The organism is Amycolatopsis camponoti (assembly GCF_902497555.1).
GTDB lineage: Bacteria > Actinomycetota > Actinomycetes > Mycobacteriales > Pseudonocardiaceae > Amycolatopsis > Amycolatopsis camponoti.
Genome location: NZ_CABVGP010000003.1, coordinates 2,018,841 through 2,044,695, shown reverse-complemented (window position 1 = coordinate 2,044,695; position 25,855 = coordinate 2,018,841). Strand labels below are relative to the sequence as shown.

General features: G+C 70.4%; 29 protein-coding genes. 12 read left to right on the top strand and 17 right to left on the bottom strand.

The features are described from left to right. Positions 1-10: 10 nt before the first annotated feature. On the bottom strand, positions 11-1,024 hold the full coding sequence (locus AA23TX_RS46525; protein ID WP_230863101.1) for an alpha/beta fold hydrolase: 1,014 nt from the start codon (positions 1,022-1,024) through the stop codon (positions 11-13). Positions 1,025-1,101: 77 nt separating this feature from the next. Between AA23TX_RS46525 and AA23TX_RS46520 the strand changes: the two genes are divergently transcribed. After that, positions 1,102-1,728 (top strand): TetR/AcrR family transcriptional regulator, encoded by a 627-nt coding sequence (locus tag AA23TX_RS46520; RefSeq protein WP_125307066.1) that lies wholly within the window; start codon positions 1,102-1,104, stop codon positions 1,726-1,728. 43 nt (positions 1,729-1,771) lie between these two features. On the opposite strand, the gene AA23TX_RS46515 is transcribed toward AA23TX_RS46520, so the two are convergent. Both AA23TX_RS46515 and AA23TX_RS46510 read right to left on the bottom strand, forming a co-directional pair. Then, a complete protein-coding gene (locus AA23TX_RS46515; RefSeq protein ID WP_155549235.1) occupies positions 1,772-2,683 on the bottom strand; it encodes an alpha/beta fold hydrolase in 912 nt (303 codons plus the stop codon). After that, the gene (locus AA23TX_RS46510) at positions 2,680-3,588 is read right to left on the bottom strand and encodes an AurF N-oxygenase family protein (protein WP_196425905.1); all 909 of its coding nucleotides are present in this window, start codon (positions 3,586-3,588) and stop codon (positions 2,680-2,682) included. The genes AA23TX_RS46515 and AA23TX_RS46510 overlap by 4 nt, the downstream gene beginning before the upstream one ends. Positions 3,589-3,640: 52 nt before the next feature. Between AA23TX_RS46510 and AA23TX_RS46505 the strand changes: the two genes are divergently transcribed. Both AA23TX_RS46505 and AA23TX_RS46500 read left to right on the top strand, forming a co-directional pair. Further along, positions 3,641-4,414 (top strand): TetR/AcrR family transcriptional regulator, encoded by a 774-nt coding sequence (locus tag AA23TX_RS46505; RefSeq protein ID WP_155549234.1) that lies wholly within the window; start codon positions 3,641-3,643, stop codon positions 4,412-4,414. Continuing rightward, positions 4,411-4,728, top strand: coding sequence for a DUF4873 domain-containing protein (locus AA23TX_RS46500; RefSeq protein WP_155549233.1), 318 nt, complete (start codon positions 4,411-4,413; stop codon positions 4,726-4,728). The genes AA23TX_RS46505 and AA23TX_RS46500 overlap by 4 nt, the downstream gene beginning before the upstream one ends. 88 nt (positions 4,729-4,816) lie before the next feature. Here AA23TX_RS46500 and AA23TX_RS46495 read toward each other — a convergent pair whose 3' ends face one another. The 3 genes from AA23TX_RS46495 to AA23TX_RS46485 form a co-directional block, all read right to left on the bottom strand. Beyond that, positions 4,817-5,284 (bottom strand): pyridoxamine 5'-phosphate oxidase family protein, encoded by a 468-nt coding sequence (locus tag AA23TX_RS46495; protein ID WP_155549232.1) that lies wholly within the window; start codon positions 5,282-5,284, stop codon positions 4,817-4,819. 169 nt (positions 5,285-5,453) lie between these two features. Continuing rightward, complete coding sequence (locus tag AA23TX_RS46490) at positions 5,454-5,684, bottom strand: DUF3107 domain-containing protein (RefSeq protein WP_125307071.1); 231 nt, start codon at positions 5,682-5,684, stop codon at positions 5,454-5,456. A gap of 119 nt (positions 5,685-5,803) precedes the next feature. Beyond that, a complete protein-coding gene (locus AA23TX_RS46485; RefSeq protein WP_155549231.1) occupies positions 5,804-6,457 on the bottom strand; it encodes a ferritin-like fold-containing protein in 654 nt (217 codons plus the stop codon). Between the two features lie 231 nt (positions 6,458-6,688). On the opposite strand from AA23TX_RS46485, the gene AA23TX_RS46480 reads away from it, so the two are divergent. Continuing rightward, positions 6,689-8,479, top strand: a complete 1,791-nt coding sequence (locus AA23TX_RS46480; RefSeq protein ID WP_155549230.1) for a DEAD/DEAH box helicase — start codon at positions 6,689-6,691, stop codon at positions 8,477-8,479. A 24-nt stretch (positions 8,480-8,503) separates the two neighbouring features. Beyond that, positions 8,504-9,838: an Rv3212 family protein gene (locus AA23TX_RS46475; protein WP_196425904.1), complete on the top strand. Its 1,335-nt coding sequence runs from the start codon at positions 8,504-8,506 to the stop codon at positions 9,836-9,838. 151 nt (positions 9,839-9,989) lie between these two features. Here AA23TX_RS46475 and AA23TX_RS46470 read toward each other — a convergent pair whose 3' ends face one another. From AA23TX_RS46470 to AA23TX_RS46440, 7 genes are all read right to left on the bottom strand, one after another. After that, positions 9,990-10,661, bottom strand: coding sequence for a hypothetical protein (locus AA23TX_RS46470; protein ID WP_155549229.1), 672 nt, complete (start codon positions 10,659-10,661; stop codon positions 9,990-9,992). Between the two features lie 12 nt (positions 10,662-10,673). Beyond that, the gene (locus AA23TX_RS46465; RefSeq protein WP_196425935.1) at positions 10,674-11,525 is read right to left on the bottom strand and encodes a RecB family exonuclease; all 852 of its coding nucleotides are present in this window, start codon (positions 11,523-11,525) and stop codon (positions 10,674-10,676) included. A gap of 213 nt (positions 11,526-11,738) precedes the next feature. After that, a complete protein-coding gene (locus AA23TX_RS46460; protein ID WP_155549227.1) occupies positions 11,739-14,204 on the bottom strand; it encodes an alpha-L-rhamnosidase-related protein in 2,466 nt (821 codons plus the stop codon). Between the two features lie 135 nt (positions 14,205-14,339). Further along, positions 14,340-14,969 carry a MarC family protein gene (locus AA23TX_RS46455; protein WP_155549226.1) on the bottom strand — a complete coding sequence of 210 codons (630 nt, stop codon included), beginning with the start codon at positions 14,967-14,969 and terminating at the stop codon, positions 14,340-14,342. Position 14,970: 1 nt separating this feature from the next. Further along, the gene (locus AA23TX_RS46450; RefSeq protein WP_439328808.1) at positions 14,971-15,834 is read right to left on the bottom strand and encodes a PHP domain-containing protein; all 864 of its coding nucleotides are present in this window, start codon (positions 15,832-15,834) and stop codon (positions 14,971-14,973) included. Positions 15,835-15,883: 49 nt separating this feature from the next. Beyond that, positions 15,884-16,444: a PH domain-containing protein gene (locus AA23TX_RS46445; protein ID WP_003095467.1), complete on the bottom strand. Its 561-nt coding sequence runs from the start codon at positions 16,442-16,444 to the stop codon at positions 15,884-15,886. A gap of 21 nt (positions 16,445-16,465) precedes the next feature. Beyond that, positions 16,466-16,630, bottom strand: coding sequence for a hypothetical protein (locus tag AA23TX_RS46440; RefSeq protein WP_196425937.1), 165 nt, complete (start codon positions 16,628-16,630; stop codon positions 16,466-16,468). 196 nt (positions 16,631-16,826) lie between these two features. Between AA23TX_RS46440 and AA23TX_RS46435 the strand changes: the two genes are divergently transcribed. Further along, complete coding sequence (locus AA23TX_RS46435) at positions 16,827-17,240, top strand: NUDIX hydrolase (RefSeq protein ID WP_155549223.1); 414 nt, start codon at positions 16,827-16,829, stop codon at positions 17,238-17,240. Between the two features lie 28 nt (positions 17,241-17,268). Here the strand turns inward: AA23TX_RS46435 and AA23TX_RS46430 are convergent, their stop codons facing one another. Together AA23TX_RS46430 and AA23TX_RS46425 are read right to left on the bottom strand one after the other, a co-directional pair. Then, positions 17,269-18,360, bottom strand: coding sequence for a DUF2332 domain-containing protein (locus AA23TX_RS46430; protein ID WP_155549508.1), 1,092 nt, complete (start codon positions 18,358-18,360; stop codon positions 17,269-17,271). 25 nt (positions 18,361-18,385) lie between these two features. Next, the gene (locus tag AA23TX_RS46425) at positions 18,386-18,889 is read right to left on the bottom strand and encodes a MaoC family dehydratase (protein ID WP_013223004.1); all 504 of its coding nucleotides are present in this window, start codon (positions 18,887-18,889) and stop codon (positions 18,386-18,388) included. Between the two features lie 416 nt (positions 18,890-19,305). Between AA23TX_RS46425 and corA the strand changes: the two genes are divergently transcribed. The 3 genes from corA (at position 19,306) to AA23TX_RS46410 (ending at position 22,046) form a co-directional block, all read left to right on the top strand. Next, entirely contained in the window at positions 19,306-20,388 is a 1,083-nt protein-coding gene (gene corA, locus AA23TX_RS46420; protein ID WP_155549222.1) for a magnesium/cobalt transporter CorA, read from the top strand. Between the two features lie 171 nt (positions 20,389-20,559). Then, positions 20,560-21,210 (top strand): metallophosphoesterase family protein, encoded by a 651-nt coding sequence (locus AA23TX_RS46415; protein ID WP_155549221.1) that lies wholly within the window; start codon positions 20,560-20,562, stop codon positions 21,208-21,210. After that, entirely contained in the window at positions 21,207-22,046 is an 840-nt protein-coding gene (locus AA23TX_RS46410) for a chromosome partitioning protein ParB (RefSeq protein WP_155549220.1), read from the top strand. Before AA23TX_RS46415 ends, AA23TX_RS46410 begins: the two co-directional genes overlap by 4 nt. A gap of 46 nt (positions 22,047-22,092) precedes the next feature. Here the strand turns inward: AA23TX_RS46410 and AA23TX_RS46405 are convergent, their stop codons facing one another. Continuing rightward, positions 22,093-23,592 (bottom strand): MFS transporter, encoded by a 1,500-nt coding sequence (locus AA23TX_RS46405; RefSeq protein WP_155549219.1) that lies wholly within the window; start codon positions 23,590-23,592, stop codon positions 22,093-22,095. Positions 23,593-23,711: 119 nt separating this feature from the next. On the opposite strand from AA23TX_RS46405, the gene AA23TX_RS46400 reads away from it, so the two are divergent. From AA23TX_RS46400 to AA23TX_RS46390, 3 genes are all read left to right on the top strand, one after another. Continuing rightward, entirely contained in the window at positions 23,712-24,377 is a 666-nt protein-coding gene (locus AA23TX_RS46400; protein ID WP_155549218.1) for a TetR/AcrR family transcriptional regulator, read from the top strand. An 86-nt stretch (positions 24,378-24,463) separates the two neighbouring features. Beyond that, complete coding sequence (locus AA23TX_RS46395; RefSeq protein ID WP_196425903.1) at positions 24,464-25,300, top strand: helix-turn-helix domain-containing protein; 837 nt, start codon at positions 24,464-24,466, stop codon at positions 25,298-25,300. 8 nt (positions 25,301-25,308) lie between these two features. Next, positions 25,309-25,509: a DUF397 domain-containing protein gene (locus AA23TX_RS46390; RefSeq protein ID WP_230863100.1), complete on the top strand. Its 201-nt coding sequence runs from the start codon at positions 25,309-25,311 to the stop codon at positions 25,507-25,509. On the opposite strand, the gene AA23TX_RS46385 is transcribed toward AA23TX_RS46390, so the two are convergent. Further along, entirely contained in the window at positions 25,493-25,690 is a 198-nt protein-coding gene (locus AA23TX_RS46385) for a PspC domain-containing protein (RefSeq protein WP_155549215.1), read from the bottom strand. The two genes, AA23TX_RS46390 and AA23TX_RS46385, sit on opposite strands and share 17 nt — an antisense overlap. Positions 25,691-25,855: the final 165 nt, after the last annotated feature.

Genomic DNA, 25,855 nt, shown 5'->3' with positions numbered 1-25,855 from the left:
CCCGATCGGGCTACCAGGTCCCGGCTTCGACGTGCTCCCACATGCCGAGCACGGCCTTCGCCACGACGATCGGGCGCTCCATCTGCGCCACGTGACCCGTCCGCGGCAGGACGAGCAGCCGGGCCTTCGGGATCACCCGGGCCGTCCGCAGGGCGCGTCGCACGGAGATGACCCGGTCCTCGCGGCCCCAGACCACCAGCGTCGGCGCCTTCACCCGCGGCGCCGACGACCACAGGGAGGCTTTTCCGAGCGTCGACCAGGCCCGGAAGATCGCGAACGTGCTCCGCGCCATCGCGGGCCCGGCCCAGGCGAACCCGGCGCGGGCGCCGTGCTCCTCGGCCAGCTCGTCCAGCCGGCTCGCCGGGAAGCGCGAGGGGTCGGCGAAGCACAGCTTGATCACCTGCGCGGCGCGTTCGCGCGGGCCGAGGGCGGCCAGCTGCGCCCGCACCCGCGCGCCGACCAGCGGCAGGTACGCCAGCGCCATCCGCGGGTCCGACAGCCGTCGCGGGTCGAGGCGGCGGTCCGGCATCGCGGGCGAGATGAGCGTCAGGGTCTTGACCAGCTCGGGTCGGCGTTCGGCGATGAGCAGGGCGATGGCGCCGCCCATGGAGTTGCCGAGCAGGTGCACCGGCGCGCCGACGTCCTCGATGTGCCGTGCGACGACCTCGGCGTGCGCCTGGAGGCTGAAGTCGAAGCCTTCCTCGGGCTCCGAGTAGCCGAAGCCGGGCAGGTCGGGCGCGGTGCCGCCGGCGACCGGCGCGAGCAGCGCGGCCAGGTCGGTCCAGTTCGTCGACGAACCGCCGAGACCGTGGACGTACACCGCGGGCACGCCGTCCGGACCCGGCGTGCGGCGGACGTGCAGGCGAGCCGTCCCGACTTCTTCGAAAGTCGCCGGCCAGGGCGGGAGTATCGGTTCCAGTGCGGGTAATCCCCTGGTCGACAGGGGCACGTGGGTGAGGGGCACCCGCGTCGTCACGGCGGCGTTCACGAACCCAGGATGCCCGACACTTGGCAAGGCATACATACCGGCGAGTAATCTTCAGGACGACTTCACGCGGTGGCGACCCCGCCCGTCGAAGGTGTGAAGACGGGAGGATGGGCATGACGGAGATGACGCGGCTGCAGCAGCGCGGGGTGCGCCTGCCCCGGACGGAACGGCGGGCCCAGCTCCTCGCCGCGGCGCAGCGGGTCTTCGCCGAGAACGGCTACCACGCCGCCGCGATGGACGAGATCGCCGAAGTGGCCGGTGTCAGCAAGCCGGTGCTCTACCAGCACTTCCCCGGCAAGCTCGATCTCTACATCGCGCTGCTGGAGAGCCACGTCGACGAGCTGGTCAAGCGCGTGCAGACGGCACTGGACTCGACGACGGAGAACCGTCAGCGCGTCCCGGCGACGGTCGGCGCGTTCTTCGACTTCGTCAGCAACGACGCGGGTGCGTTCCGGATGGTGTTCGAGTCCGACCTGCGCGGCGAGCCGGCGGTCCAGGAAGCGGTCGACCGCGCGACGTCGGCGAGCGTGGACGCGATCACGGAGACGATCACGGCGGACGCGGGCCTCGACGAGGACAAGGCGCGGCTGCTGGCCGTGGGCCTGGTGGGGATGAGCCAGGTCAGCGCCCGGTTCTGGCTGCAGCACCACCAGTCGATGAGCCGCGAGGAAGCGGTGGCGCTGACGGCCAACCTGGCGTGGCGCGGCATCGGCGGCGGCTTCCCGCTCAAGGACTCCTGACCCGCCGAAGCGGCACTTCCCCCGGGGAAGTGCCGCTTCGCGGTCAGCGGGTGGCGGCCACCCGGACCAGCGCGGAGATCCTGCGGGCGACCTCGAACGGACGCTCCTGCGGCAGCATGTGACCGGCGCCCGGGAATCGGACGAACTCCGCGTGCGGCAGCTCGTCCGCGATCACCTTCGCGTGCGCGAGCGGGCAGAGCCGGTCCTTCTCCCCCGCCAGCACCACCGACGGGACGTCGCACAGCGCGCCCAGCCCGCCGACGCCGCGGTGGGCCGCGATCGCGTCCAGGAACATCCCCGCGCTCGCCGGATGCGCGCTGAGCAGCTGCTCGACGACGCTGTCCACCTGCGCCCGCCCCGGCCGGTCACCGAAGACGAGCCGCCGGGCGCCCGAGCGAACCATCGTCGGCCGCAGCCGCAGGGTGTCCGCCTTGAGCCGGGCGAGCAGCCGGGCCACCCGGGGCTCGAAGCGCGTCACACCCCGGCCGACCAGGCCCGGAAAGCCGAGCGTCAGCTGGTCCATGTCGCCGGACGACGTCGCGACGAACGCCGCCCCCGCCAGCCGCTCCCGGACGAGGGCCGGGTGCCGTTCGGCGAGCACCATCAGCGTCATGCCGCCCATCGAGTGCCCGGCCAGCACCAGCGGCCCCTCCGGGACGCGATCGGCGATGATCTCGGCCAGGTCGTCGGCGAGCCGCGCGATCGTCGCCGAGCCCCGCCGGGCGTGCGCCGAGCCGCCGTGGCCGCGCAGGTCGTAGCGGAGGACGCGCACGCCGGGGTCGAGGTGCGGCAGCACGAAGTCCCACGTCCGGTGGTCCTGCGTCCAGCCGTGCACCAGCACCAGCGTCACCGCCGAATCGGCCGGCCCGGACGTCGAAAGGTGCAGCGCGGCGCCGTCGCTCGCGACGAACCGGTGCCCGATCGACGGGTCCCGCAGCCGCGACGCGGTCGTCATCGGCCCGCCGGGAGCAGGAAGGACTTGCGCCAGAAGTACTTCCCGGGCAGCCCGACCAGGCCGGACTCCTCCAGGAACGGCATGATCTTCTCCCCGGCCCAGGCGATCGTCCCCTGCCAGTGCGGGTTGTTCAGCGCCGCCTCGACGCCGTCGCGCGGCCGGATGCCGACCGCCTTGTAGACGTTCGGGTTGATGAACGCCCGCGTCACGAAGTACGAGATGAGCGCGATGACGAACTGCTGGTAGCCGATCTCGGCCTTCGACAGCTTCGCCATGCCGCGCGTGACTTCTTCGCGGGCGAAGGTGACGTGCCGCGCCTCCTCCAGCACGTGGATCCGGTTGACCATCCGGACCAGCGGCTGGACGCCGTCGTCGTTCATCTGCTCGCGCTGCAGCCGATCCAGGACCTCCTCGGCCACCAGGATCGCGCCGTAGCGCGCCGGGCCGTAGGAGATCGTCGGCATCAGCTTCGCCAGCTTCCGCAGCCACGGCACCGGGCCGTAGGCGGGGCAGCCGATCCGCGACGCCATCCGCGCGAACATCGTCGAGTGCCGGCACTCGTCGGCGATCTCGGTCAGCGCGAACTGCGCGTGCGCGGACGTCGGGTCCTGCTCGTAGACCTCCTTGAGCAGCATCTGCATCAGGAGGATCTCGAACCACAGTCCCGTGGTGGCGACGCTCGCGACCTCGTGCTTGCCCAGCTCGATGCGCTGCTCGGGGGTCAGCTTGTCCCAGAGTTCGGTGCCGTAGAGCGAGGAGCGCTCGTCGAGGATGAACCGCTTGCCTTCGACGAGCGGGGCCGCCCAGTCGATGTCGACGTCGGGGTCGTAGAACTTGTTCGCCGACGACTTGAGCAGGCGGTTCGCGGTCTTCTCGCGATCCGGTTCCTTCAGCGTCCGCGTCATCGCCGACACCCCTTCCAACATGTAACTTGAGGTAACAGTTACCTCTGGTAGCATGAGCCCCGTGATCGAACGTGTCAAGCGCTCCGGCAAGCCGTCCAGGTCGTCCTCGCGCGACGAGGAGGCGACCGGCGACGCCCGCCGCGACCGCTGGCGCAAGCACCGGATCGCGCGGCGCAAGGAGTTCGTCGAGGCCGCGCTGCGGGCGCTCGACACGCACGGCCCTGACCTCGGCATGGAGGACGTCGCCGCGGAGGCGGGCGTCACGAAACCCGTGCTGTACCGGCACTTCGACGACAAGGCCGACCTCTACGTGGCCCTCGGCCAGCGCGGCACGGAGATCCTCTTCGAGCGGCTGATCCCGGCGATCAACGCCGAGCTCGCGCCGGTCCCGCGGATCCGGATGGCCCTCGACGCGTTCTTCACGGTGATCGAGGAGCACCCGAACCTGTACCGGCTGCTGGCGCACGGGCGGCCGGAGAAACCGGTGTCGTCGGACGTCGTGGCCGAGGACAAGGAACTGATCGCGACGGCGCTGACCGCGCTGCTGGGCGACTACATGCGGATGTTCAACATGGACTCCGGCGCGGCCGAGCCGTGGGCGCACGGGATCGTCGGCATGGTCCAGAACACCGGCGAGTGGTGGCTCGACCGCCGCTCGATGGGCCGCGACGCGGTGGTCGAGTACCTGACGCAGATCATCTGGGCGGCCATCGACGGGCTGACCCGCCAGCACGGCGTGGTCATCGACCCGAACCAGCCCCTGGAAGCCAACAAGGTGGTCCAGCTGGGCCGCGCGGAGTCCGAGTCGTTGGAGGAGACGTCATGAGCGAGCACGACGAAGACGGCTACAGCGGTCCGGCGACGCTGGAGGTCGACGGCGTGTCGCTGTCGACGACGGTGGAGCTGCGCGGCTACTTCCAGCCGATCGACGGCTTCTACCGCTGGTACGGCCGGGTCGCGGTGAACGACGAGCTGACTCGCCTGGCCGGCGGCAAGAAGAAGGCCGTCTCGATCCAGGCCGGCGCGTATTCGGCCACCGGGGAGCTGTCGGACCCGGACCCGTGGGGGCGGTACCGGATCACCGGCACGAGCACGCCGCCGTTCCACGTCCCCACGACGCTCGAAGAGCTCAACGCCTAGAACGCCGTGAAGGCCCCCTCGGTCGAGGAGGCCTTCACGGACCTCGGAACCGGGGCGGCCGACCCGCGCGGCGGCCGACCCGGCCGGATCAGGGGTGGCGCGGGCCGGGCAGCGGGCCCGGCAGCTCACGCCCGGGCAGCCAGCCGTTCGGGATGTCCGTCGCGCGCCACTTGCGGACGCTCAGGCGCACCGCGGTGACCGGGGCGGCCAGGAACGGCCCCGCCTCGGGCACCTTCGCGACGAGCAGGTCGCGCACCAGCGCGTCGTCGTCGGCCGGGACGACCTCGGCCAGCGCCTGGGCCTGCAGGAACGGCTGCATCGGCGAGCCCGTCGACACCACCACCGAGACGACCGGGTTCTCGCGGACCGCGGCCAGGGTCCGGCCCCGGTCCTCGAGGACGAGGTTCAGCGTGAACGGTCCGCTCTCGGCGAAATACACGCCTCCGACCCACGGGCCGTCGCTGCCCGAGGTCGCGAGGAACATCGACTTGTGCGCGGAGAGGGTGTTCCGCACGAGATCCGCCACGTCGCTCGCCATCGGCTCGACAGTGGTCATGCTGGGTGCTCCTGGGGGTCGGGGCGTCCGGGTCCCGTGACACCGGATCGCTCGCCGAAGTTAGGCGGCGGAATCGCGACACACCAAGGAGAACCGACCGATCCGGTGAACCCGGAGCGCACGAAGGCCACCCCGGGCGGGCCCGGGGTGGCCTTCGAGTGGCTCCGAGTCAGTCGCCGACGCCGAACCCGACCTTGCGGACGTCGGACGGGGCGATCTCGACGTACGCGATGCGGTCGGACGGGACGATGTACTTGCGCCCCTTCTCGTCGCTGATGCGGAAGAGCCCGTCACCGGCCGTCAGGGCCTCGGCGACCAGCTTCTCCACCTCTTCGGGAGACTGGCCACTGGACACCACCAGCTCGCGCGGCGTGTCCTTGATGCCGATCTTGACCTCCACGTGGGACCTCCGCTGGAAATTCGTAAGGGATGTGCTCGGCAAGGCTAACCGAACGGGCTCGTTCCGGTGGCGCATGTCCGCGCTCGACCGCGTCGTCACTTCCGGGTACTCCATCGGGGTCAGCCCAGGCCGAGCGCCTGCATGCGCTTGGTGTGCCCCTGTTGCAACCGCCGGAACAACGCGGCAATTCCGGAGAGGTCACCCGAGCCGCCGATGATGAGCTCGGCGAGCCCGTCGCGCTCGGCGACGACGTACTGGGCCTGGGTCAGCGCCTCACCGAGCAGGCGGCGCCCCCAGAGGGCCAGCTTGTCGCGGGTCTTGGGGTCGGCTTCGATGCCGGCGGCGACTTCGCGCTCGGCGAACGCCGAGTGGCCGGTGTCGGCGAGCACGGTGAGCACGAGGTCCTTGGTCTCCGGGTCGAGCCAGCTGGCGATCTCCCGGTAGAGGTCGGCGGCCAGGCCGTCGCCGACGTAGGCCTTGACCAGCGACTCCAGCCACGACTTCGGCCGCGTCGAGGCGTGCCAGGCGTCGACCTGGGCCACGAACGGCGACATCGCGTCCTCGATCTTGACGTCGTGCGCGGCGAGGTGCCTGCCGAGCAGGCCGTAGTGACCGATCTCCGCCGCGGCCATCTGCGCCAGCGCGGCGCGCCCGGCCAGGGTGGGGGCGCTGCGCGCGTCTTCGGCCATCCGGTCGAACGCGGAAAGTTCGAGGTAGGCGATCACACCCAGAAGGTCGACTACGCCTTCTGAGATCTCTTTCGGCTCGGTCACGGGGGCAGGGTATCGCCGAAGCACCCGGGCGTGTCGGGACGAGACCGATCACACTGGTTCCGGCGTGCCGGGTACTGTCGAAAAACTGCTGACCAGGTACACTGCGGATGATATAGAAGCTTCCGTACGCCATACCGGCGTCGGGAACAGGCAGGTCACGTTGGCTTGCCGACGTACTGCAATGTGCGTGCACGCCTCTTCCGGCATTCCCGGGGCGGACCGGTTCCGCGCTTGAAGATCAGCGCCAGGGACCAGGGTTTACTCCCGGTCGAGTGTCGAGCGGACCCACGGCTGTGCGCGCTGGTCACGAGAGAGGCGATCACCCTGACCGCAGAAATTCCCACAACCGAACAGACCCCCGCCGTCGCGCTGGAGCACAGCGAGACCGGCCCGGCCGCGCTCGACACCTCGCACCCGCTGCAGGCGGGCGTCGAGGTCGAGCCCGAGAACCCGACCTTCGCGTCCTTCGGCGTCAAGCCGGAGATCGTCAAGGCCCTCGGCGAGGCCGGCATCGAGCGCACCTTCGCGATCCAGGAGCTCACCCTGCCGCTGGCGATGGCCGGCGACGACCTCATCGGCCAGGCCCGCACCGGCATGGGCAAGACCCTGGGCTTCGGCGTGCCGCTGCTGCACCGCGTGGAGGTGCCGGGCGACGGCACCCCGCAGGTGCTGGTCGTGGTGCCGACCCGCGAGCTGTGCATCCAGGTCGCCAACGACCTCAAGGGCGCCGGCAAGCACCTCGGCATCCGGACGCTGGCCATCTACGGCGGCCGCCCCTACGAGCCGCAGATCGAGGCCCTGCGCAAGGGCATCGACGTCGTGATCGGCACCCCGGGCCGCCTGCTCGACCTGGCCGAGCAGCAGCACCTCGTGCTGGGCAAGGTCCGCGGCCTCGTGCTGGACGAGGCCGACGAGATGCTCGACCTGGGCTTCCTGCCCGACATCGAGCGCATCCTGCGGATGGTGCCGGACGAGCGGCAGACCATGCTGTTCTCGGCCACGATGCCCGGCCCGATCATCACGCTGGCCCGCACGTTCCTGCGGCAGCCCACGCACATCCGCGCCGAAGAGAACGACGCGAGCGCGATCCACGAGCGCACCACGCAGTTCGTCTACCGGGCGCACTCGATGGACAAGCCCGAGGTGATCGCCCGCGTCCTGCAGGCGAAGGACCGCGGCCTGACGATGATCTTCAGCCGCACCAAGCGCACCGCCCAGAAGGTGGCCGACGACCTGGTCGAGCGCGGCTTCGCGGCCGCCGCCGTCCACGGTGACCTCGGCCAGGGCGCGCGCGAGCAGGCGCTGCGCGCGTTCCGCTCCGGCAAGGTCGACGTGCTGGTGGCGACCGACGTCGCGGCCCGCGGCATCGACATCGACGACGTCACCCACGTCATCAACTACCAGTGCCCGGACGACGAGAAGACCTACGTCCACCGCATCGGCCGCACCGGCCGCGCGGGCCGGACCGGCGTCGCCGTCACGCTCGTCGACTGGGACGAGATGCCGCGCTGGAAGCTCATTTCGGACACCCTGGGCCTCGACAAGCCGGAGCCGGTGGAGACGTACTCGTCGTCGCCGCACCTGTACGCCGACCTGGGCATCCCCGAGGGCACGAAGGGCCGGCTGCCACTGGCCAACCGCACCCGGGCCGGCCTGGCCGCCGAGGAGGAAGAGGACCTGGGCGGCAAGCGCCGCGGCCCGCGTGGCCGGGGCAAGCCGGGCGAGACCGTCTCGGAAGACGCGCCGCGCAAGCGCAACCGCACCCCGCGCAAGCGGACCCGCGGTGGCTCGCACGCGGCCGAGGCGATCGAGGCCGCGGACAACGCCGCTGCCTCGTCCCCCGACGACGCTCCCGCTGCCGAGGGACGCACCCGGTCGCGTCGCCGCACCCGCGGCACCGCGCCGGAAGCGACCGGCCCGGCCACCGAGAAGGAAGCCGGCGACAACGCCGAGCGGCCCGCTCGGCGGCGCCGCCGTCGCCGTCCCGCCGCGACGTCTGATACACCTGCGTCGGCAGACTGAACCTGAACGCGGGGGTCCGGGCACGTGAGCGACGTCGGGAAGGCGCCTGAAAACGCGCCTGAAGAGACCCCTGAGTACGGCTCGGAGGACGTCCTCGAGGACGCTTCCGAGGAGGCCGTGAGCTCTCCGCCCGCTCCGCGGGTCAAGGCGCGTCGTTCGCCTTGGAACCGCGGGCGGGACCGGGTGGCCGCGGCCTTGGTCGCGGTCGTCGCGGTCGCCACCGCGCTGGTCATCGGCGTGACGAGCGACAGCGCGGCGACCGACCGCACCGAGGCGGCGCCGCCCCCGCCGTTGCCGGCAGCGCCGGACAAGGTGCCCGGCTCGCTGGCCGAGATCTGGAGCGCCCGCAGCGGCGCGACGCCGGTCCCGGTGGTGGCGGGCGACGCGGTGGCGACGGCGGACGGCGGCGAGGTCGCCGCCCGCGACCCGTTGACCGGGCAGATCCGCTGGCACTACACGCGTGACCGGCCGTTGTGCACGATGAACGAGACGTGGGGTCGGCTGAACGCCGTCTACGCCAAGTCGGAGGGGTGCAGCGAAGTCACGCAGCTGGACCCGGGCACGGGCCGGATCACGGCGCAGCGCAACGGCAACGCGGAGCTGGGAACGCGCCTGGTCGGCGACGGCTCCCACGTGACGGCAACGGGCAAGAAGCTCCTCACGACGTGGCGCGACGACCTGGTGCAGAGCGCGGAGTACGGCCAGGTCCCGGCGCTGGTCAACGCGGGCAAGCAGCCCCGCACGGGCTGCACGTACGGCACGGTGGCGGCGGCGTCGGGCAAGGTCGGCGTGATCGAGCGCTGCCCGGGCGACCCGGCGGACCGCCTGACGGTCTACAAGGCGGCCCCGGAGAAGGACGACGAGCCATCGGTGGCGTTCAGCAGCGTGCTGGCCGGCAAGCGAGCACGCGTGATCGCGATGTCCGGCGACCTGACGGCGGTGGTCCTCCCGGACCAGAAGCTGCTGGTGGTCTACAACGGCGACGGTTCCCAGCGCGCGGCGTACCCGCTGGACGTGCCGGCCACGGACCTGGCGGCGGACCCGGCCGGCGGTGTCGAGGCGACGACCCAGACGACGCAGAACGTGTACTGGTTCAGCGGGTCGAAGATGCTGGCCCTTTCCCGCGACGACCTTTCGCCGCGCTGGACGTTGAGCAGCGCATCGGGGCCGGGGATCTTGTTCGCGGCACAGCTGGTGGTCCCGATCAAGGGCGGCTTGGCGGTGCTGAACGAGAATGACGGCTCCACGATCCGGACGGTCGGGGTGGACCGCCGGGGGTACGCGGGGGTAGTCCGCTTGGGCGCGGCGGGCCCGGTCCTGCTGGAAGAACGCGGCGACACCCTGACGGCCCTGAAGTAGCCGACGCGAGTCACGAGTTCGGCCCTCGATCACGCGAGTTCCGGCTTCGCTGTTCCGGCGCTGGTCACTCGCGTGATCGGGCGGGCTTTACGCGTGTCCGGAGCGGCATCTCGCGTGATTGCAGGGGCATCAAGCGTGCTCGGGCGACGGTTCAGGTGAGCCAGAAGAGAGTCAGGGCCGAGACGGTGAACAGCACCACCGCGACGCCCGCACCCACGGCGGGGGCACCGTTGCGGCGGTCCGCGACTCGCTGGGCCAGCAACGCCAGCACCGCCGCCACCGGGTGGCCGACCAGCAGCACCGCGCCGGGGCCCGGCGCGCCCGTGTTCAGGTCGATCGCCGCCACCACGAGGACGCCGATCGCCAGGACCGTGAGGCCGGCCGCGAGGGAGCCGGTGAAGCCGCGCCACCAGCGACCGCCCGGCTTGCCCGGCTCAGCGGGTTCTTCGGCATCGCTCTCCGGCGCAGCATCCGACGGCTCGACCCGCTCGGGCTCGACGCGTTCCTGAGGGACCGTCTGTGCCTCGGCCGGGCCGGGCCCGGCGGCGAACGGCTCAGTCTCCTGCGGAACGACCCGCGCGCCCGGCTCGGTCGCAAGCCACTCGGTCTGCCGCGACCTCGCCTCGGCCGGGCCGGATCCGGTCGCGAGCCGCTCCGTCTGTTGCGCCTCGGCCGGACCGGCTTCTGCGGCGAGCGGCTCGGCCTGCTTCCGCGACCCCGCCCGCGCCTCGGCCGCATCAGTCCCGGCCGAGGGGCGCTCCACCTCGGGCGCGCCCGTGGGCAGCGGGACCGTGGCCAGTTCGTCGGTTTCCGGTGAAGGCACTTTCCCTCCCTGTCAGGGCGCGAGCAGGTCCCATGGCTGCATCTGCGGGGCCGCTTCCTGCCCCGCCTTGCAGCTCGGCCTGAAGTCGCACCAGGCGCAACGGCGGTCCGGGCGGGGCGGGAACAGCTCGTCTCCGTCGCCGCCCGCGTCCAGGGTATCCGTGGCCAGCCTGAGGTCCGAGGCGGTCTCGCCGGCGCGTTGCAGCTGCCTCTGCAAGCTCTCCGGCGTGTGCTCGGCCGCCGCGATCGTGCCGGTCGGGAGGTGGTGCAGTTCCACCGTCGTGCACGGCATCCGCAGCGTCCGCGCCGCCGCCACCGCGTACAGCGCCAATGCCTGCGACGCCCGGGCCTCGTACTCGTCCGGCGGGCGCCGTCCCGTTTTGTAGTCCACGATCACCAACGCGCCGTCACGCGCGTCGATGCGGTCCGCGCGGCCCTCGATGATCATCGACGGCTTCTCCCCCGGTGACGGGCTCACCGGCGCCGACACCCATCGTTCGAGCCCGACCGGGTCGTGCGTGACGTCGTTGTCCTCGACGTACTCCGCCACCCACCCCTTGGCCCGCGCCCGGTAGCGCGCCGCCTGCTCCTCGCTCTCGAAGCCCGCGTCCTTCCAGAACTCCGCCACGAGCGCCACCGCCCGCTGCGGCACCCGCTTGAGCACCGGCAGGTCGAACAACGCCCGCAGCGCGTTGTGCACCACCGCGCCGAGCGTGCTGTGCGCCCACGGCCCCGTGCGCTGCGGGGTGGGCCGTTCGAGGTACGCGAGGCGGTACCGGCGCGGGCAGTCGTCGAAGGTGGCCAGCCGCGCCGGCGACACCTTCGTGAGCCGTACCGGTTGCGCGACGCCGAAGTCGAACCCCATCTGCTCCTTCACGGCTGCCACGCTACGCACCACCACCGACACTTTTTCCGGGGGTTCGGGTGGCGGAGCCCCCGACTTGGGGGCGAAGCCCCCAATGTCACCGACACTTTTTCCGGGGGTTCGGGTGGCGGAGCCCCCGGCTTGGGGGCGAAGCCCCCAATGTCACCGACACTTTCCGCGCGGGGCGCGACCGGCCCCGCGCGGAAAGAGCGGCTACTTCACCACGAGGACCGTGTGCGTCCCGCCGGATACAGGCAGGCCACCGGCCACGGCCCGCATCGGCCGCCCATCCAGCAGCACCAAGCGGCCCGACGGGACCACGAGCGAACCCGACGTCCCGCGCGGAGCCGTCACCGTCAACGAGAACACCGAACCCTGCTGAGTCCACGAAGCCGACAACGCGCCCTTCGGCGTCGGCACCGCTCCGCGCGCCCAGGCGACCGAACCCGGGTGCGGTGACACCGTCCACGTCGCGAAGCCCGGCGAAGCCGGCGAGACGCCCAGCAGCTCGTTCGTCAAAGCGGGCACGACGCCGGTCGACCAGCCGTGCGCCGCCGACGTGTACCCCTGCTCGTAGTGCGACCCGCCCTCGCCGATGCCCTCCCACGCCGTGATGCCCGGGTCGTGGGACGCCATCCAGCCGTACATCCGCTTGATCTGGTCGATCGCCGAGTCCGGCTGCCCGCTCCGGAACCGCGCCTGCAGCTCGGGGAACGACGTGAACGCGTACACGCGCTTCGTGCCATCGGAAACGAGAGTGTCGTTGTCCATGAACGGGTTCCCGTAGGGCAACGCACCCGCCGCGAGCCGCGCCAACGCCGAAGTGGCCTGCGAAGGCGACGCGATACCGGCCAAGATGGCCTGGCTGTTGCCGTCCTGGCCGTGGCGCACCGCGCCCGTCCCGGAGTCGAGGTACGCCCCCGCCGCGGGATCCCACAGGTAAGCGTTCACCGCGGACGCCACACCGGAAGCACGCGCGAGCCACCGGTCAGCGTCGGCGGAATGCCCGGTCGCCCGCGCCAGGCCCGCCGCGCCCTGAAGCGCCCGGACGTACAACGCGTTGTAGTAGGTCACTTCGCCCGTACGCGGCAGGAACGCGTAGTCGCCGTAGCCGCCCGTGCCGTTGAGGCCCTTCGCGAGCAACCCGCGCGAATCGGTGACCGACGGGTACCACGCGTCGAGCGTCTTCACGAGCTGCGAGTAGTACGAAGACGCGTACGCGGTGTCGCCCGTGTAGAGCACGTAGTCCCAACTCGACGTCACCCACCAGAGCGGATAGTCGAACAGCGGCAGCGTGTAGTCGTTGATCGACGCCGGCGGGATCCAGCCGTCCGCGCGCTGGTGGTCGGCCAGGTCGGCGAGCACATTGCGAGCCGCGGTGCCGTCCTGGTGGGTCAGGTACTCGGTCAGCCCGGAGACCGCGACGTCGCCGACGTACGGGTCCCGGTCGCGCTTCGCGCCGTCGTGCAGCACCAGTTTCCCGTCCAGCGACGGCGAGAACGCGCCGCGTGGGTCCACATCGGACTCGCGGAAGGTGTCCATCCCCAGCTCGTTGGTGTAGGACGCGGCGTACCAGTAGCGGTTCAAAGCGTCGTCGGACGACTCGAACCAGCCGCGGTAGGTGCTCGGCGTCCCGAGGAACGGCGTGAAGTCGAGCGAGACGCCGTTGATCCGCACCTCACCCGACGGCTGGGTGAGCGGCGCGTCCGACGCGAGCGCGTCGAGGCTGATCCGCAGGTAGCGGAAGCCGCGCAGGCCGTCCGCGCACACCTGCGTGCCGGAAGCACAGCCCTTCGTGTCCCGCCAGACGGTCGATGTCGCGGGCACCGCGATCTGGTCGCTGCCCGGCCCGCCGGAGAAGTCCGAGCGCGAGAAGTCGGAGCGTTCGCCCAGGTACTGCTGGGTTTCCGAGGTCGACACCCGGATGCCGGGGTGGTTCGCGGACGCACCCGCGAACGAGATCTTCGGATAGCCCGCGACGACCTTGCCGAAGTCTACCACCGCGACCGGCACCGGCGGGTCGGCGACCAGGCCGGGCCAGACCTCGGTGACGCGGCTGAACTCCCCCGACGGCGTGTTCTGGTCCTTCGTCACGGTGATCCGGACCTGCGTGGTCGTCACCGGCCGGTCGAACTGCACCGCGCGCTGGACGGCGGTGTTGCCGCTCACCGAAGCCGCGACGCGCCAGGCGCCACTGTCCAGGACCTCCACCGTGTAGTCCTGCGGCACACCGTCCACACTGGACAGGATCGTGACGCCGGGGAGCGCGACGGGCGCCGCCGAGGTGATGGTCAGGACGTCCGGGTAGGCGCCGATCGTGTCGTCGTTCCAGAAGGTGTCGGTGTTGCCGTCGACGGCGTTGCCGGGCGCGTACGTCCGCGGCTGGCCGTTCCCGCCGTTGTTCGGCGCGTGGAACGACGACGCGGCCGCCGTGGTCCCCGTGGGCCAGGCCGGCTTCGGCGGCGGGGCCTGCCGCTTGAACGTCGTGACGCCCCGGCCGAGCAGGCCGTCCGGGTTCGTGACGTCGCCGGCGGTCGACAGCACCTTGACCGGCCGCACGTCCCGGCTCGCCGGCGCTACGACGTACTTCTGCCAGCTCGGGGCGGCGTCGGCGGGTGCGGCGACCACGCCGCTCGCCACCAGCACCGTGACCGGCAGGAATGCTCTGAGCCACTTCATCGAGGCCTCCGAAAACCGACACAAGGCGGTTGAAACGATTCAAACGCTGGGCTGGGATTCAATCTGCGGGAGGCGTGCCAACGATGTCAACGAACCCGCCGGTTCCTGTCCGGCAGGACAACCCGAAAGGCGGGGTCAGCTGCCGCCGTCGATGAAGCCGCGCACGGAGTTCGCGACGAGCTCCACGGCGATCGCCGCGAGCAGCAGACCGGCCACCTTGGCCAGCAGCGTGATGCCGCTTTCCTTGATCAGCCGGATGACCACGCCGGAGTAGCGCATGCAGATGTAGATCACGAAGTGCGTCGTGACGATCGCCAGCGCCAGGGCGATGTACGCGCCGATGTGCCCGTCGGCCTGGCGGACGAACACGATGGTCGCGGCGATCGCGCCGGGCCCGGCCAGCAGCGGCGTACCGAGCGGGACGAGCGCGACGTTGACGTCTTCCGTGGCCGCTTCGGCCTCGTGGCCGCTGCCGGTGAGCAGCTGCAGCGCGATGAGCAGGAGCAGCAGGCCGCCGGCGCCCTGCAGCGCCGGGATGCCGATGCCGAGGTAGGCCAGGATCGCCTGGCCCGCGACCGCGAACAGGCTGATCACCAGCAGCGACACCAGGACGGCCTGCCGCGCGGCCTTCGCCCTGGTCGCGACCGGCTTGCGGCCGACGAGACTCAAGAACACCGGCACCGTGCCGGGCGGGTCCATGATGACGATCAAGGTGATCGTCGCGCTCATGAAGAGCTTGGCGTCGAAGAAGTCGGCGATGGCCATGTCAGCCCTTCACGACCTGGGACCCCGTCGCCCGCGAAACGAGTTCTTCGAACTGCCCGGGGTCGGTGGTGCACTCGCCGAGCGCGATCGTCTTGTTCGTGCCGTGGTAGTCGCTGGACCCGGTGACGAGCAGGCCGAGCTCGCCGGCCAGCGCGCGGGTGCGGGCGCGCGTCGGCTCGTCGTGGTTCGGGTGGTCGGCCTCGACGCCGGTGAGCCCGTGCGCGGCCAGCTCGGCGAGGGTTTCCTCGCTGATGGTGGCGCCGCGGCTGAAGGCGAAGGGGTGCGCGATGACCGTGACGCCGCCGGCCTCGGCGATCATGTCGATGGCCTCCTCGACCGGCGTGTCGCGTCGCGCGACGTAGTAGCCGCGGCGCGGGCTCAGGTAGTCGGCGAAGGCTTCGTCGACCGACTTGACCAGCCCGGCCCGGACCAGCGCCTGGGCCAGGTGCGGGCGCCCGGGCGGTGAGTCCTCGGGCAGCAGGCCGAAGATCTCGTCGGCGTCGATCGGGAGGCCGTCGGCGGCCATCCGCTCGGCCATCCGGCGCAGCCGCGTGCGGCGCTCGACGCGCAGCCGGGTCTGCTCGGTGACGACGGGCTCGGACGTCGGGTCGAAGAGGTAGGCCAGCAGGTGGACGCTGATCTGACGGCCGGTCTCGGGGTTGATCGAGACGGTCGAGAGCTCGGCGCCGGGCACCAGCGTCAGGCCTGGCGGGATGGCCGCGGTGGCCGGGGCCCAGCCCGCGGTGGTGTCGTGGTCGGTGATCGCGACGGCGTCGAGCCCGGCTTTCGCGGCCGCGGCGACGAGCCCGGCCGGCGAGTCGGTGCCGTCGGAAGCGGTGGAATGGGCGTGCAGGTCGATGCGCATCGGGTCCATTGTCGACGATGCGCTGCGTCACACGCGCGGCGGGATGAGGCTAGCCGACCGGCTTCTTGCCCCGGGCGGCTCGCTGGGCCTTGATCATCGAGAAGCGCTCGGCCTGCTTCTGCTTGTCGCCGAAGACCAGCTCCGAGATCGTGTCGTAGAACTCTTCGGGCCGCGGCAGGAAGTCGATCTTGTTGAGGGCCTGGATCTGACCGGCCGACTCGACGACCATCGTGCCGTAGCCCATCATGCGGCCGGTGGCGGTGCGCACGTAGCTGAGGTCGGTGACCTTGCTGATCGGCATCATCAGGACCTTGGTGGTGAACACGCCGGTGGTCATCACGAACCGCTTGTCGGTGACCACCAGCCGTTCGACCCACCACTCCATCACCACGTAGGCGAACCGCAGCACGACGAGGAGCGCGACGTACCAGAGGATGTTCTGGCCGATGTAAAGCGCCGGTGGCAGCAGGTAGGACACCAGGACGCAGACGGCCAGCAGGGCGGCCGCTTCGAAGGTGTCCCACAGCAGCACCGCCCAGTGGCGGCGGATCCGGATGACCCGCCGCTCGGTGTCGAGGAGGTACTCGTCGGGATCGCGAGGCGCGAACATGGTTCGAGGGTAGCCCCGCGATCAGCCCTTGAACACGTTGCTGACGAAGGTGATCACCGATTCGGCCGAGTCCCGGAGGAACTGGACGATGTTGCCGACAAGGCCCGCGGCCTGACCCGGCTGGGCAATGACGAAGAACAGCACCAACGCGATACCGGCGAGGCCCGCAATCTTCTTCACGTTCACCGCGATCAAATCCCGTCTCTTACGGTGACACCGGACAACAGCAGAAATCCTGACTTTTTACGTTGTACCGCACTGAACAGGCGGACGGGAGGTAAGTCCCGCGCTTGGGGCAGCACGTGGTCCGAAGTGTACCGTATGGCTACTCTCCGTGTACAGGACATCCGTTTTCAAGTCGGTCACGTCTACCCTTCGGGACATGGAAGCACCTGGGGACGCCACGATCCGCTGCGTCGGCGGCATAGCGTTCGACCCGCACGGCCGCTTGCTGCTCATCCGGCGCGCGAATGACCCCGGTTCGGGGCAATGGTCGCTGCCGGGTGGCCGAGTCGAACCGGGCGAAACGGACAAAGAGGCCGTGGTCAGGGAGCTCTCCGAAGAGACGGGACTCGACGTGATTCCCGGCACACTGGTCGGGACGGTGACCCGGGGGCGGTACGAAATCCACGACTACCGGTGCGCGGTCGCCGGCGGCGTCCTCACAGCGGGTGACGACGCAACGGACGCGCGCTGGTCCGATGCGGCAGACCTGTCGGCCCTGGAGGCGGGCGGGGAGCTGGTCGACCTGCTTTACGTGACGCTCCGCGACTGGAACGCCCTGCCTCGCGCCTGAAATGCCGTGATTCGCCACCTCCGCGGCTTTACAGCGGCAACCAGGTCATCCGCTGCCCGTGCGGAGCGGTCCGGGCCAACGCGTGCGCGTCGGCCTTCCCGCCCTCCCAGCGCACGACGCCCAGCGTCGCCAGCCCGTCACCCACCAGGTCGTCCCGCCCGGGCAGCACCGTCTCGAGCCCGGCACCGTAGAACTCCTCCGACACCCACCACAACGGCCGCGAAGCCGCCAGCGAAGCCAGCGCCGACACGAACGCGGCTCGCCGTGGCTCCGGGAAGTACGCCAGCGCGTGGCTCGTCACCACCACCAGCGGCCCCTCCAGCGACGAAGCGGCCGCCTCCAGGTCGTCGACCCCGTCCCCCGCGATGAGGCGGGGCCGGTGCTTCGCCTGCTCGGCCGCCGCGGTGCGGAGCAGCCGGATGCGGTCCGGCTGGTCGGCCCAGACGCAGGCCTCCAGCCACGCCAGCTCGTCCTCGTCCGAGAGGTCCACCGGCGCGCGGTCCAGGCCGGCCCGGTCGAGCAACGCGAGCTTCTTCGGCAGCTTCGGCGCGACGGCGCCCGGCGCCAGGTCCAACGCGCAGTGCAGGCCGACCGGGGTCTTCGCCGGGCCCGCCGTCAGCTGCTCGCCGCCGTCGCACTGGTAGCGGTAGCCGAAGCGGTCCAGCCCCAGCAGCAGGCCCGCGCTGCAGCCGACCTCCAGCAGGGAGACCTTGCCGCCCGCTTCCTTCGCCGCCCGCGCCACGCCCGGGTACAGCAGCGCCGCCCGGCGGACCTCGTTCGTCTGCGTGTACCGCGACGAAATCAGCGCCCTGGCCTTCTCGGACCGCTCCAGCAGGAACGACCGGAACAGCGGCCAGGTCTCCGAGTCGACGCCGTCGAAGCCGCCGAGCGACGGGTAGTACCGCGACAGCGGGTGGATCGGGTCGGCCTGCACGAGCCGGTGCGCGGTCGCCATCAGCAGCGTCGCGCGCACCTCGCCGTCGCGCGCCGAGGCCAGCAGCCCGGCGACGTCGTCGTCCTCGGCCGCCCGCAGGGCCAGGTGCTCGTACAGCGGCGAGACCCCGCGGGCCTCGACTTCCGCGAACGTGCGCAGTACTTCCTTGATCCCGTCCAGGTCCATCAGCGCCTCATCCGTGTACACAGCCTCATTCGTGCGGCACCGGCCGGCCCGGCTGCTCCCCGCCCCGAGTTTCCCCGTACGAGCGCTTCGGCACCATCACCTTCCGCCGGAAGGTGCACACGATCAGGCCATCCTGCTTGTACCCGCGCGTCTCGACGTACACGACGCCGCGATCGTCCTTCGACTTCGACGGCGTCTTGTCCAGCACCTCGGTCTCGCCGTAGATGGTGTCGCCGTGGAAGGTCGGCTTGACGTGCTTGAGCGACTCGACCTCGAGGTTCGCGATGGCCTTGCCGGAGACGTCGGGCACGGACATCCCGAGCAGCAGCGAATAGACGTAGTTCCCGACCACGACGTTCTTGCCGAAGTCCGTGGTCTCCTCGGCGTAGTGCGCGTCGAGGTGCAGCGGGTGGTGGTTCATGGTGATCAGGCAGAAGAGGTGGTCGTCGTATTCGGTGACCGTTTTGCCCGGCCAGTGCTTGTAGACCGCACCGACCTCGAACTCCTCGTAGTACCGACCGAACTGCACTCGTCTCTCCCTGTTCCGCGTACTGTGCCGTTGGTTACCAATCCGACCACAGCCACGGCCATCCAGCTGTGTGGCAACGGTTACCTACCGCTGAGGGGCGGCCTGCATTTGGTCGGATCGGTAACGCCGCGTGAGGCTGGTACGACACGCATCCGTAGTGAGGAGTACCCTCAACCATTGGTGTTCGCGCGTCAACGCGAGCCCCACCACTCTGGACCCGGCCCGAAGGAGGTGAGGAACCCCGATGAGTAGTGGCGATAGTCCGCTCCCTAGTACTCCCAGCGTTCCCACCACACCCGCCGGCCGGCTCATCTCCTGGTAGGCCTTTTCCCGGGAACGCTGGTGTCGCCGGGCGGACGCGTTCCGCCCCTGGTCAGTCGTCTTCGCACGACCACGCACGACGCCCAGGAGATCCCATGCCTGCCATTCCCTCGCTCGGCGGCCTTCGCGGCCGCGGCAACAAGGGCGCCGTCCCCGTCCGCCCGGTCCCGGTGCCGCTGTCCGCGTACGTCGTGGACTGCGCGGTGTACGTCGCGGGCGAGCGCCTGCCCGGCCGCTGGACGCACATCGAAGCGATCAAAGAGGTCCGCAAGCGGCACGAGGGGTTCGTCTGGATCGGGCTGCACGAGCCCGACTCCCAGCAGATCCAGGGCATCGCGGAGACGTTCGGGCTGCACGAGCTGGCCGTCGAGGACGCCCTCGAAGCGCACCAGCGCCCGAAGCTGGAGCGCTACGACGACACGCTCTTCCTGGTGGTCAAGACCGTCCGTTACGTCGAACACGAGTCCCCCACCACGGCGAACGAGATCGTCGAGACCGGCGAGCTGATGGTGTTCCTCGGCCGGGACTTCGTGATCACCGTCCGCCACGGGAACCACTCCGGCCTGGCGCGCCTGCGCCGTGAGCTGGACGACGATTCCGAGCGCCTGCAGCTCGGCCCGGCCGCGGTCGTGCACGCGATCACCGACCACGTCGTCGACCACTACCTCGACGTCACGGGCCGGATCGAGAACGACATCGACGTCATGGAGGCGCAGGTCTTCGCGCCCCGGTCGCAGGTCAGCGCCGAGCAGATCTACCTGATGAAGCGGGAGGTCCTCGAGCTGCGGCGGGCGGTGATGCCGCTCGCGACGCCGATCCAGCGGCTGGCCGAGGGCTACACGCGACTGGTGCCGGACGAGGTCCGCTCCTACTTCCGCGACGTCGCCGACCACCTCACGACCGTGTCCGAGCGGGTGGCGGCGTTCGACGAGCTGCTGTCCACCCTGGTCGACGCGACGGTCGCGAAGATCTCCCTGCAGCAGAACACCGACATGCGCAAGATCACGTCGTGGGCGGCGATCATCACCGTGCCGACGATGATCGCGGGCATCTACGGGATGAACTTCGACTACCTGCCCGAGCTGCACTGGAAGTTCGGGTACCCGCTGGTGATCACCGTGATCCTGGCGATCTGCCTGTTGCTGTACCGAATATTCCGGAAGAACGGCTGGCTCTAGGTCCCCTCTTCCCCCACTGGAGTGTTCGTGATGCCTCGCATGCTGTCCAACCTCAAGTTCTGGGCCCTCGCGCTCAGCCTCGTCTGGATCTTCGTCATCACCTTCGTCATCGTCGCCGACCCGGGGTTCGCACACGGGATGAAGTGACGCCCGGCGTCGTACCCTGGGTGCGTGCCGAAAGCGCTGGTGGTCTCCGACGAGGTCGACGAGCGGCTGTGGACCGACGCGGTCCGCGCCGTCTCCGTCGACCTGGTCATCGGCGCCGGCGATCTTCCCTACGACTACCTGGCGTTCCTGGCGAGCGCGCTCGACGCACCGTGCGTGTTCGTGCCCGGGAACCACGACCCCGACCTGAGCGGCTACACGCGCTACGGCGGGCTGTCCATGAAGGACGGTTTCCCCACGGCCTGGCCGGGCCCGGCGGGCGGCGTCAACGCCGACGGCCGGGTCGTCGACGTCGCCGGGATCCGGTTCGCCGGGCTCGGCGGCTCGATCCGCTACAACGACGGACCGAACCAGTGGACGCAGCGCCAGCAGGCGCGCCGGGCCCGCGGCCTGGTGCGGCGCGCGAAGTGGCGGCGCCGTCGCGACGGCCACGACGTCGACGTCCTGCTGACGCATTCGCCGCCGCTGGACCTCGGCGACCGGGCGGACCCGCCGCACCGCGGGTTCGCGTGCCTGCACCGGACGATCGACGTGCTGCGCCCGAAGTGGTTGCTGCACGGGCACATCCACCCCCACGGCGAGCCGGTACCGGACCGGGTCGTCGGCGAAACCCGGATCCGCAACGTGGTGGGCCACCGGATCATGGAGTTCTCATGAAAGAGACGGGGTTTCCCCGCGCCGACGCGGAAAACGACTTCCTCCGCGCTCGCCGGAGCCAGGTGCTCTCGCGGCTTTCGACGTGGCTGCGGCGCGAGCCCGACGACGTCAACATCATGCTGCCGTTCCACGAGGTCGTGGAGGCGCTCGGGTACGCGGGCGAGCACCGGATCGGGTTGCGGGTGATCAAGCTGGACTCGATCGTCGGCACGGTCGACCGCAGCCGCGACTTCGACCGCCGCTTCCGTCCGACGACCGGCCGCGTCCGCGAGCGCTGGGAGCGCCTGGCGTTGGCGGCACGGCGGGGCGAGGAGATCCCGCCGATCGAGGTGTACCGGGTGGGCGAGCTGCACTTCATCATCGACGGCCACCACCGCGTGTCGGTGGCGCTCGCCCAGGGGCTGTCCACAATAGAGGCATTCGTGACGGTGGTCCGGACCAAGCTGGACCCGAGCGGCATCCGCCACCGGGGCGACCTGATCGTCAAGGACTACCGGAGGTTGTTCCTGGAGCGCGTGCCGCTGACCGGCCACGCGCGGGCGTCGGTGATCGTGTCGGACCCGTGGGACTACGCGAAGCTGGGCGAACACGTGGAGGCGTGGGGCTTCCGGCTGATGCAGGACGAGGGCAAGTTCTGCGACCGGGCGAGCGTGGCGCAGCGCTGGTTCGACGAGGAGTTCGTGCCGGTGGTGGGGATGCTCCGGCAGGCGGAGATGATCGGCGACCGGACGGACGCCGAGGCGTACATGTGGGTGGCGGCGGAGCGGTACCGGCTGATCCGGACCCACCGCTGGGACGACGAAGTCATCGAAACCCTCCGCTCCCGCCAGTCGTGAGTGGGAAACAGTGTTCTAACCCTGTTTCCCACTCACGACGCGGTGCTCACATGTGCACGGCGCCGGGGGCGGCTTCGCCCTTCGGGACGCCCGACTGGAGCAGCAGGCCGCTGATCACCGCACCCGCGGCGAAGATCACCGCCGCCCAGGTGAACGCCGTCGTGTAGCTCTCGATCGCCGCCTCGGCCGCCAGCTGCGGGGTCGGGACCTTGTCCGCGAGGTACGACGTCGCCGCGTTGCCGGCCAGCGTCGACAGCAGCGCCGTGCCGATCGAGCCGCCGACCTGCTGCATCGTGTTGACCGCGGCCGACGCGACACCCGCGTCGTGCGCCTCGACGCCGAACGTCGCGACGCTCATCGCCGGCGCCATCGCCAGGCCGATGCCGAAGCCCATCACCAGCAGCGGGCCGAGGACGCCGGACGCGTACGTGCTCTCGAGCCCGATGCCGCTCAGCCAGAACAGCCCGACGGCCGCGATCGCCATGCCCGTCGGGACCAGCGGACGCGGGCCGAAGCGCGGCAGCAGCACCGCCGTCGCCGTCGTCGCGGCCAGCATCAGCGTCGCGACCATCGGCAGGAAACCGACGCCGCTCTCGATCGGCGTGAACTTCAGGTTCTGCTGCACGTAGAACGTCAGGAACAGGAAGATCGCGAACATGCCGATGGCGAGCAGGAACATCGCCAGGTACGAGCCGCCGCGGTTGCGGTCCAGCAGCACGCGCAGCGGGAGCAGCGGGTGCGAGACGCGCTGCTGCAGCCACACGAACACACCCAGCAGCACGACGCCCGCCGTGAGGAAGCCCCACACCGAAACCGACGACCACGAGTCCGACTCGGCGTTCGCGAAGCCGTAGACCAGCGCGAACAGGCCGGCCGACGCGGTGACCGTGCCCGGCAGGTCGAGCTTCGGGCGCGGGCCGCCGTCCCGCTCGTTGCGCAGCAGGACCGAGCTGCCGACGAAGGCGACGACCGCGAAGATGATGTTCACGAACATGCACCAGCGCCAGTCGAGGTACTCGGTGAGCACGCCGCCGAGCAGCAGCCCGACCGCCGCGCCGCCACCGCCGATGGCGCCGAACACGCCGAACGCGCGGCCGCGTTCCTTCGGGTCGGTGAACGTCGTGGTGAGCAGCGAGAGTGCGGCCGGCGCGAGCAGGGCGCCGAACACGCCCTGGGCCGCGCGGGCGATCAGCAGCATTTCGATGTTGGCGGCCGCGCCCCCGAGCGCCGACACCGCGGCGAAGCCGGCCAGGCCGACGAGCAGGGCGTTCTTGCGGCCGAAGACGTCCGCGAGCCGCCCGCCGAGCAGCAGCAGGCTGCCGAACGCGAGCGCGTACGCCGTCACGACCCACTGGCGGGCGTCGTTGGAAAAGCCCAGGTCGACCTGGGCGGACGGCAGCGCGATGTTCACGACGGTCGCGTCCAGCACGACCATCAGCTGCGCCAGGCCGATCATCACCAGGATCAGCCACCGTCTGGCGTGGTGGGGGTTCTCGGCGGCGCGCACGTCCCCCGGCGGCGCGACCTCGAGAGTGGATTCGGACATGGGTGTCCCCTCACTGGGAGTGATCAGGAAGCTATGTGGAGTAGGTATCTCCCCTTACGCGACCCAAGGTACACACAAACCGGAGAAGGTGCCTCTACTTTGTGAGCTAGACTGGGGGAATGACACGGGACGCAGGTCCCGCCGCACCGGCGCGGCCGCTGCGGCGCGACGCCGAACTCAACCGCCGCCGCATCCTCGCCTCGGCCCGGGTGGTCTTCGGCCAGCGAGGGCTCGAAGCCACGCTCGACGACATCGCCCACCACGCCGGCCTCGGCGTCGGCACCGTCTACCGCCGGTTCCCCAGCAAGGAACACCTGGTCGAGGCCATGTTCGCCGAGCGGATGGAAGAAATCGGCGACCTCGCCGAGGAAGCGCTGAAGGCCGACGACCCCTGGCAGGCGTTCGTCGACTTCACCTGGAAGTCGATCGAGCTTCACTCGGGCGACCGCGGGCTGCGCGAGATCATGCTGTCCAACAAGTTCGGCCACGAGCACGTCGCGGAAGAGAAAGCCCGCATGGTGCCGTTGATCACACAGCTCGTCGAGCGGGCGAAGGCGGCGGGCGGCCTGCGCGCCGACTTCGCCCCGACGGACATCCCGCTGCTGCACATGATGATCGGCTCGGCGATCGAGTTCACGTCCGCGGTCGAGCCCGACCTGTGGCGCCGCTGCCTCGCGATGCTGCTGGACGGCCTGCGCGCCCAGCCCGGCAAGCCGTCGGAGCTGCCCCACCCGCCGCTCGGCGTGGACGAAGTCGACGAAGCGATGTCCTGCTGGCGCCCCTGATGGGGTGATCGGCGCGGGATCCCGGCGCCGACCTCCCGCCCGGACACTGCTGCCCGCGCGATCATGGCGACGGGGAGGTGCGCGGGTTGGCGTATTACAGCGTTCCGGCGATTCGACGGCTGCAGCTGGGCCGGGAGCTGAAGGCCTGGCGGGAGAAGGCCGGCCTGACGCTGGAGCAGGCGGGCGGCGACCTCGACATTTCGAAGAGCACGCTGTCCCGGCTGGAGAAGGGGCAGGGGGCGATCCACCCGCTGCACGCCCGGGCGATGGCGGAGCTGTACCGCGTGCCCGAGGACGAGCTGGTGGAGCTGGTCGAGATCGCCCGCGAAGCGCGGCGGCCCAACCAGAACCGGATCGAAGGGGTGTCGGTCAACAGCTACCCGGCGCTGGAGGCGGAAGCGGTCTCGGTCCGCAACTTCGAGGTCGCGACGGTGCCCGGCTTGTTGCAGACCGAGGACTACGCCGCTGCCTTCTTCGCCGAGAGCGGCACTCGCGAGCGCAACCGCAACCTCAACGTGCGCATGCACCGCGCGAAGCGGCTTCACGCCGAAGATCCACTTCAGCTCCACACGATCATCGACGAGGTGGCCCTTCGCCGCCGGATCGCGAAACCGAGCGCCCTCGTCGCGCAGATGCTGCACATTGTCGAGCTCTCCGAGCTCGACAATGTGCAGGTGCAGGTGGTTTCCGCCGCGGTCGGGGCGCACCCGGGCCTCCGGGGTGCGTTTTCGGTGCTGCGGTTCCCGGAGGACACCATCAGCGATCTCGGCTACGTGGACCACGCGGGCGGCCATCTGCAACTGGTCAAGCAGACCCAGGTCGCCGAACTCATCCGCCAGTTCCGCAAGCTGGGTAGGATGGCCCTCGGCGAAACCGAGTCGAGGAATCTGGTTTTCGCGCTGGCCAACGAGATGAGCGGTTGAGGTGGGCTGTGGACCCGAGCAAGTCAGGCTGGTTCAAGAGCAGCTATAGCCAGGGCGAAAACACCGCCTGCGTCGAGGTCGCCTTCGCCACACCCGCCGTGGCGGTGCGGGACTCGAAGGATCCCTCCGGCCCGCACCTCGCCGTCGACTCTTCTTCCTGGCTCGGCTTCCTCACCTCGATCACTACCGCCGTCACTCGGACGGGATGATCGCCCACAGGATCAGGTAGGCCACGAACTGCGGCCCGGGCAGCAGGCACGACAGCACGGCCAGCAGCCGCACGGTGCTCGTCTTCATGCCCCACCGCTGGGCGAGACCCGCGCACACACCACCGATCATGCGGCCGTAGCGGGGACGGGACAGCCGTCGGGTGGTGACCGGTGCGCTCATCGTCTTTCCCTTTCTTCGTGCCTCGGAGAACTTCCGATATCTCCACTTCACCACCGGAGCACCCTCTTCCGCATCGCTCGCGGGAAGGATCTCTCCCTTAGGGGACGGTAAAAGCGAAATTCGTTCGGAGGCCGCCGTCGCACCCGGGAAACCGCCGTGGAATCC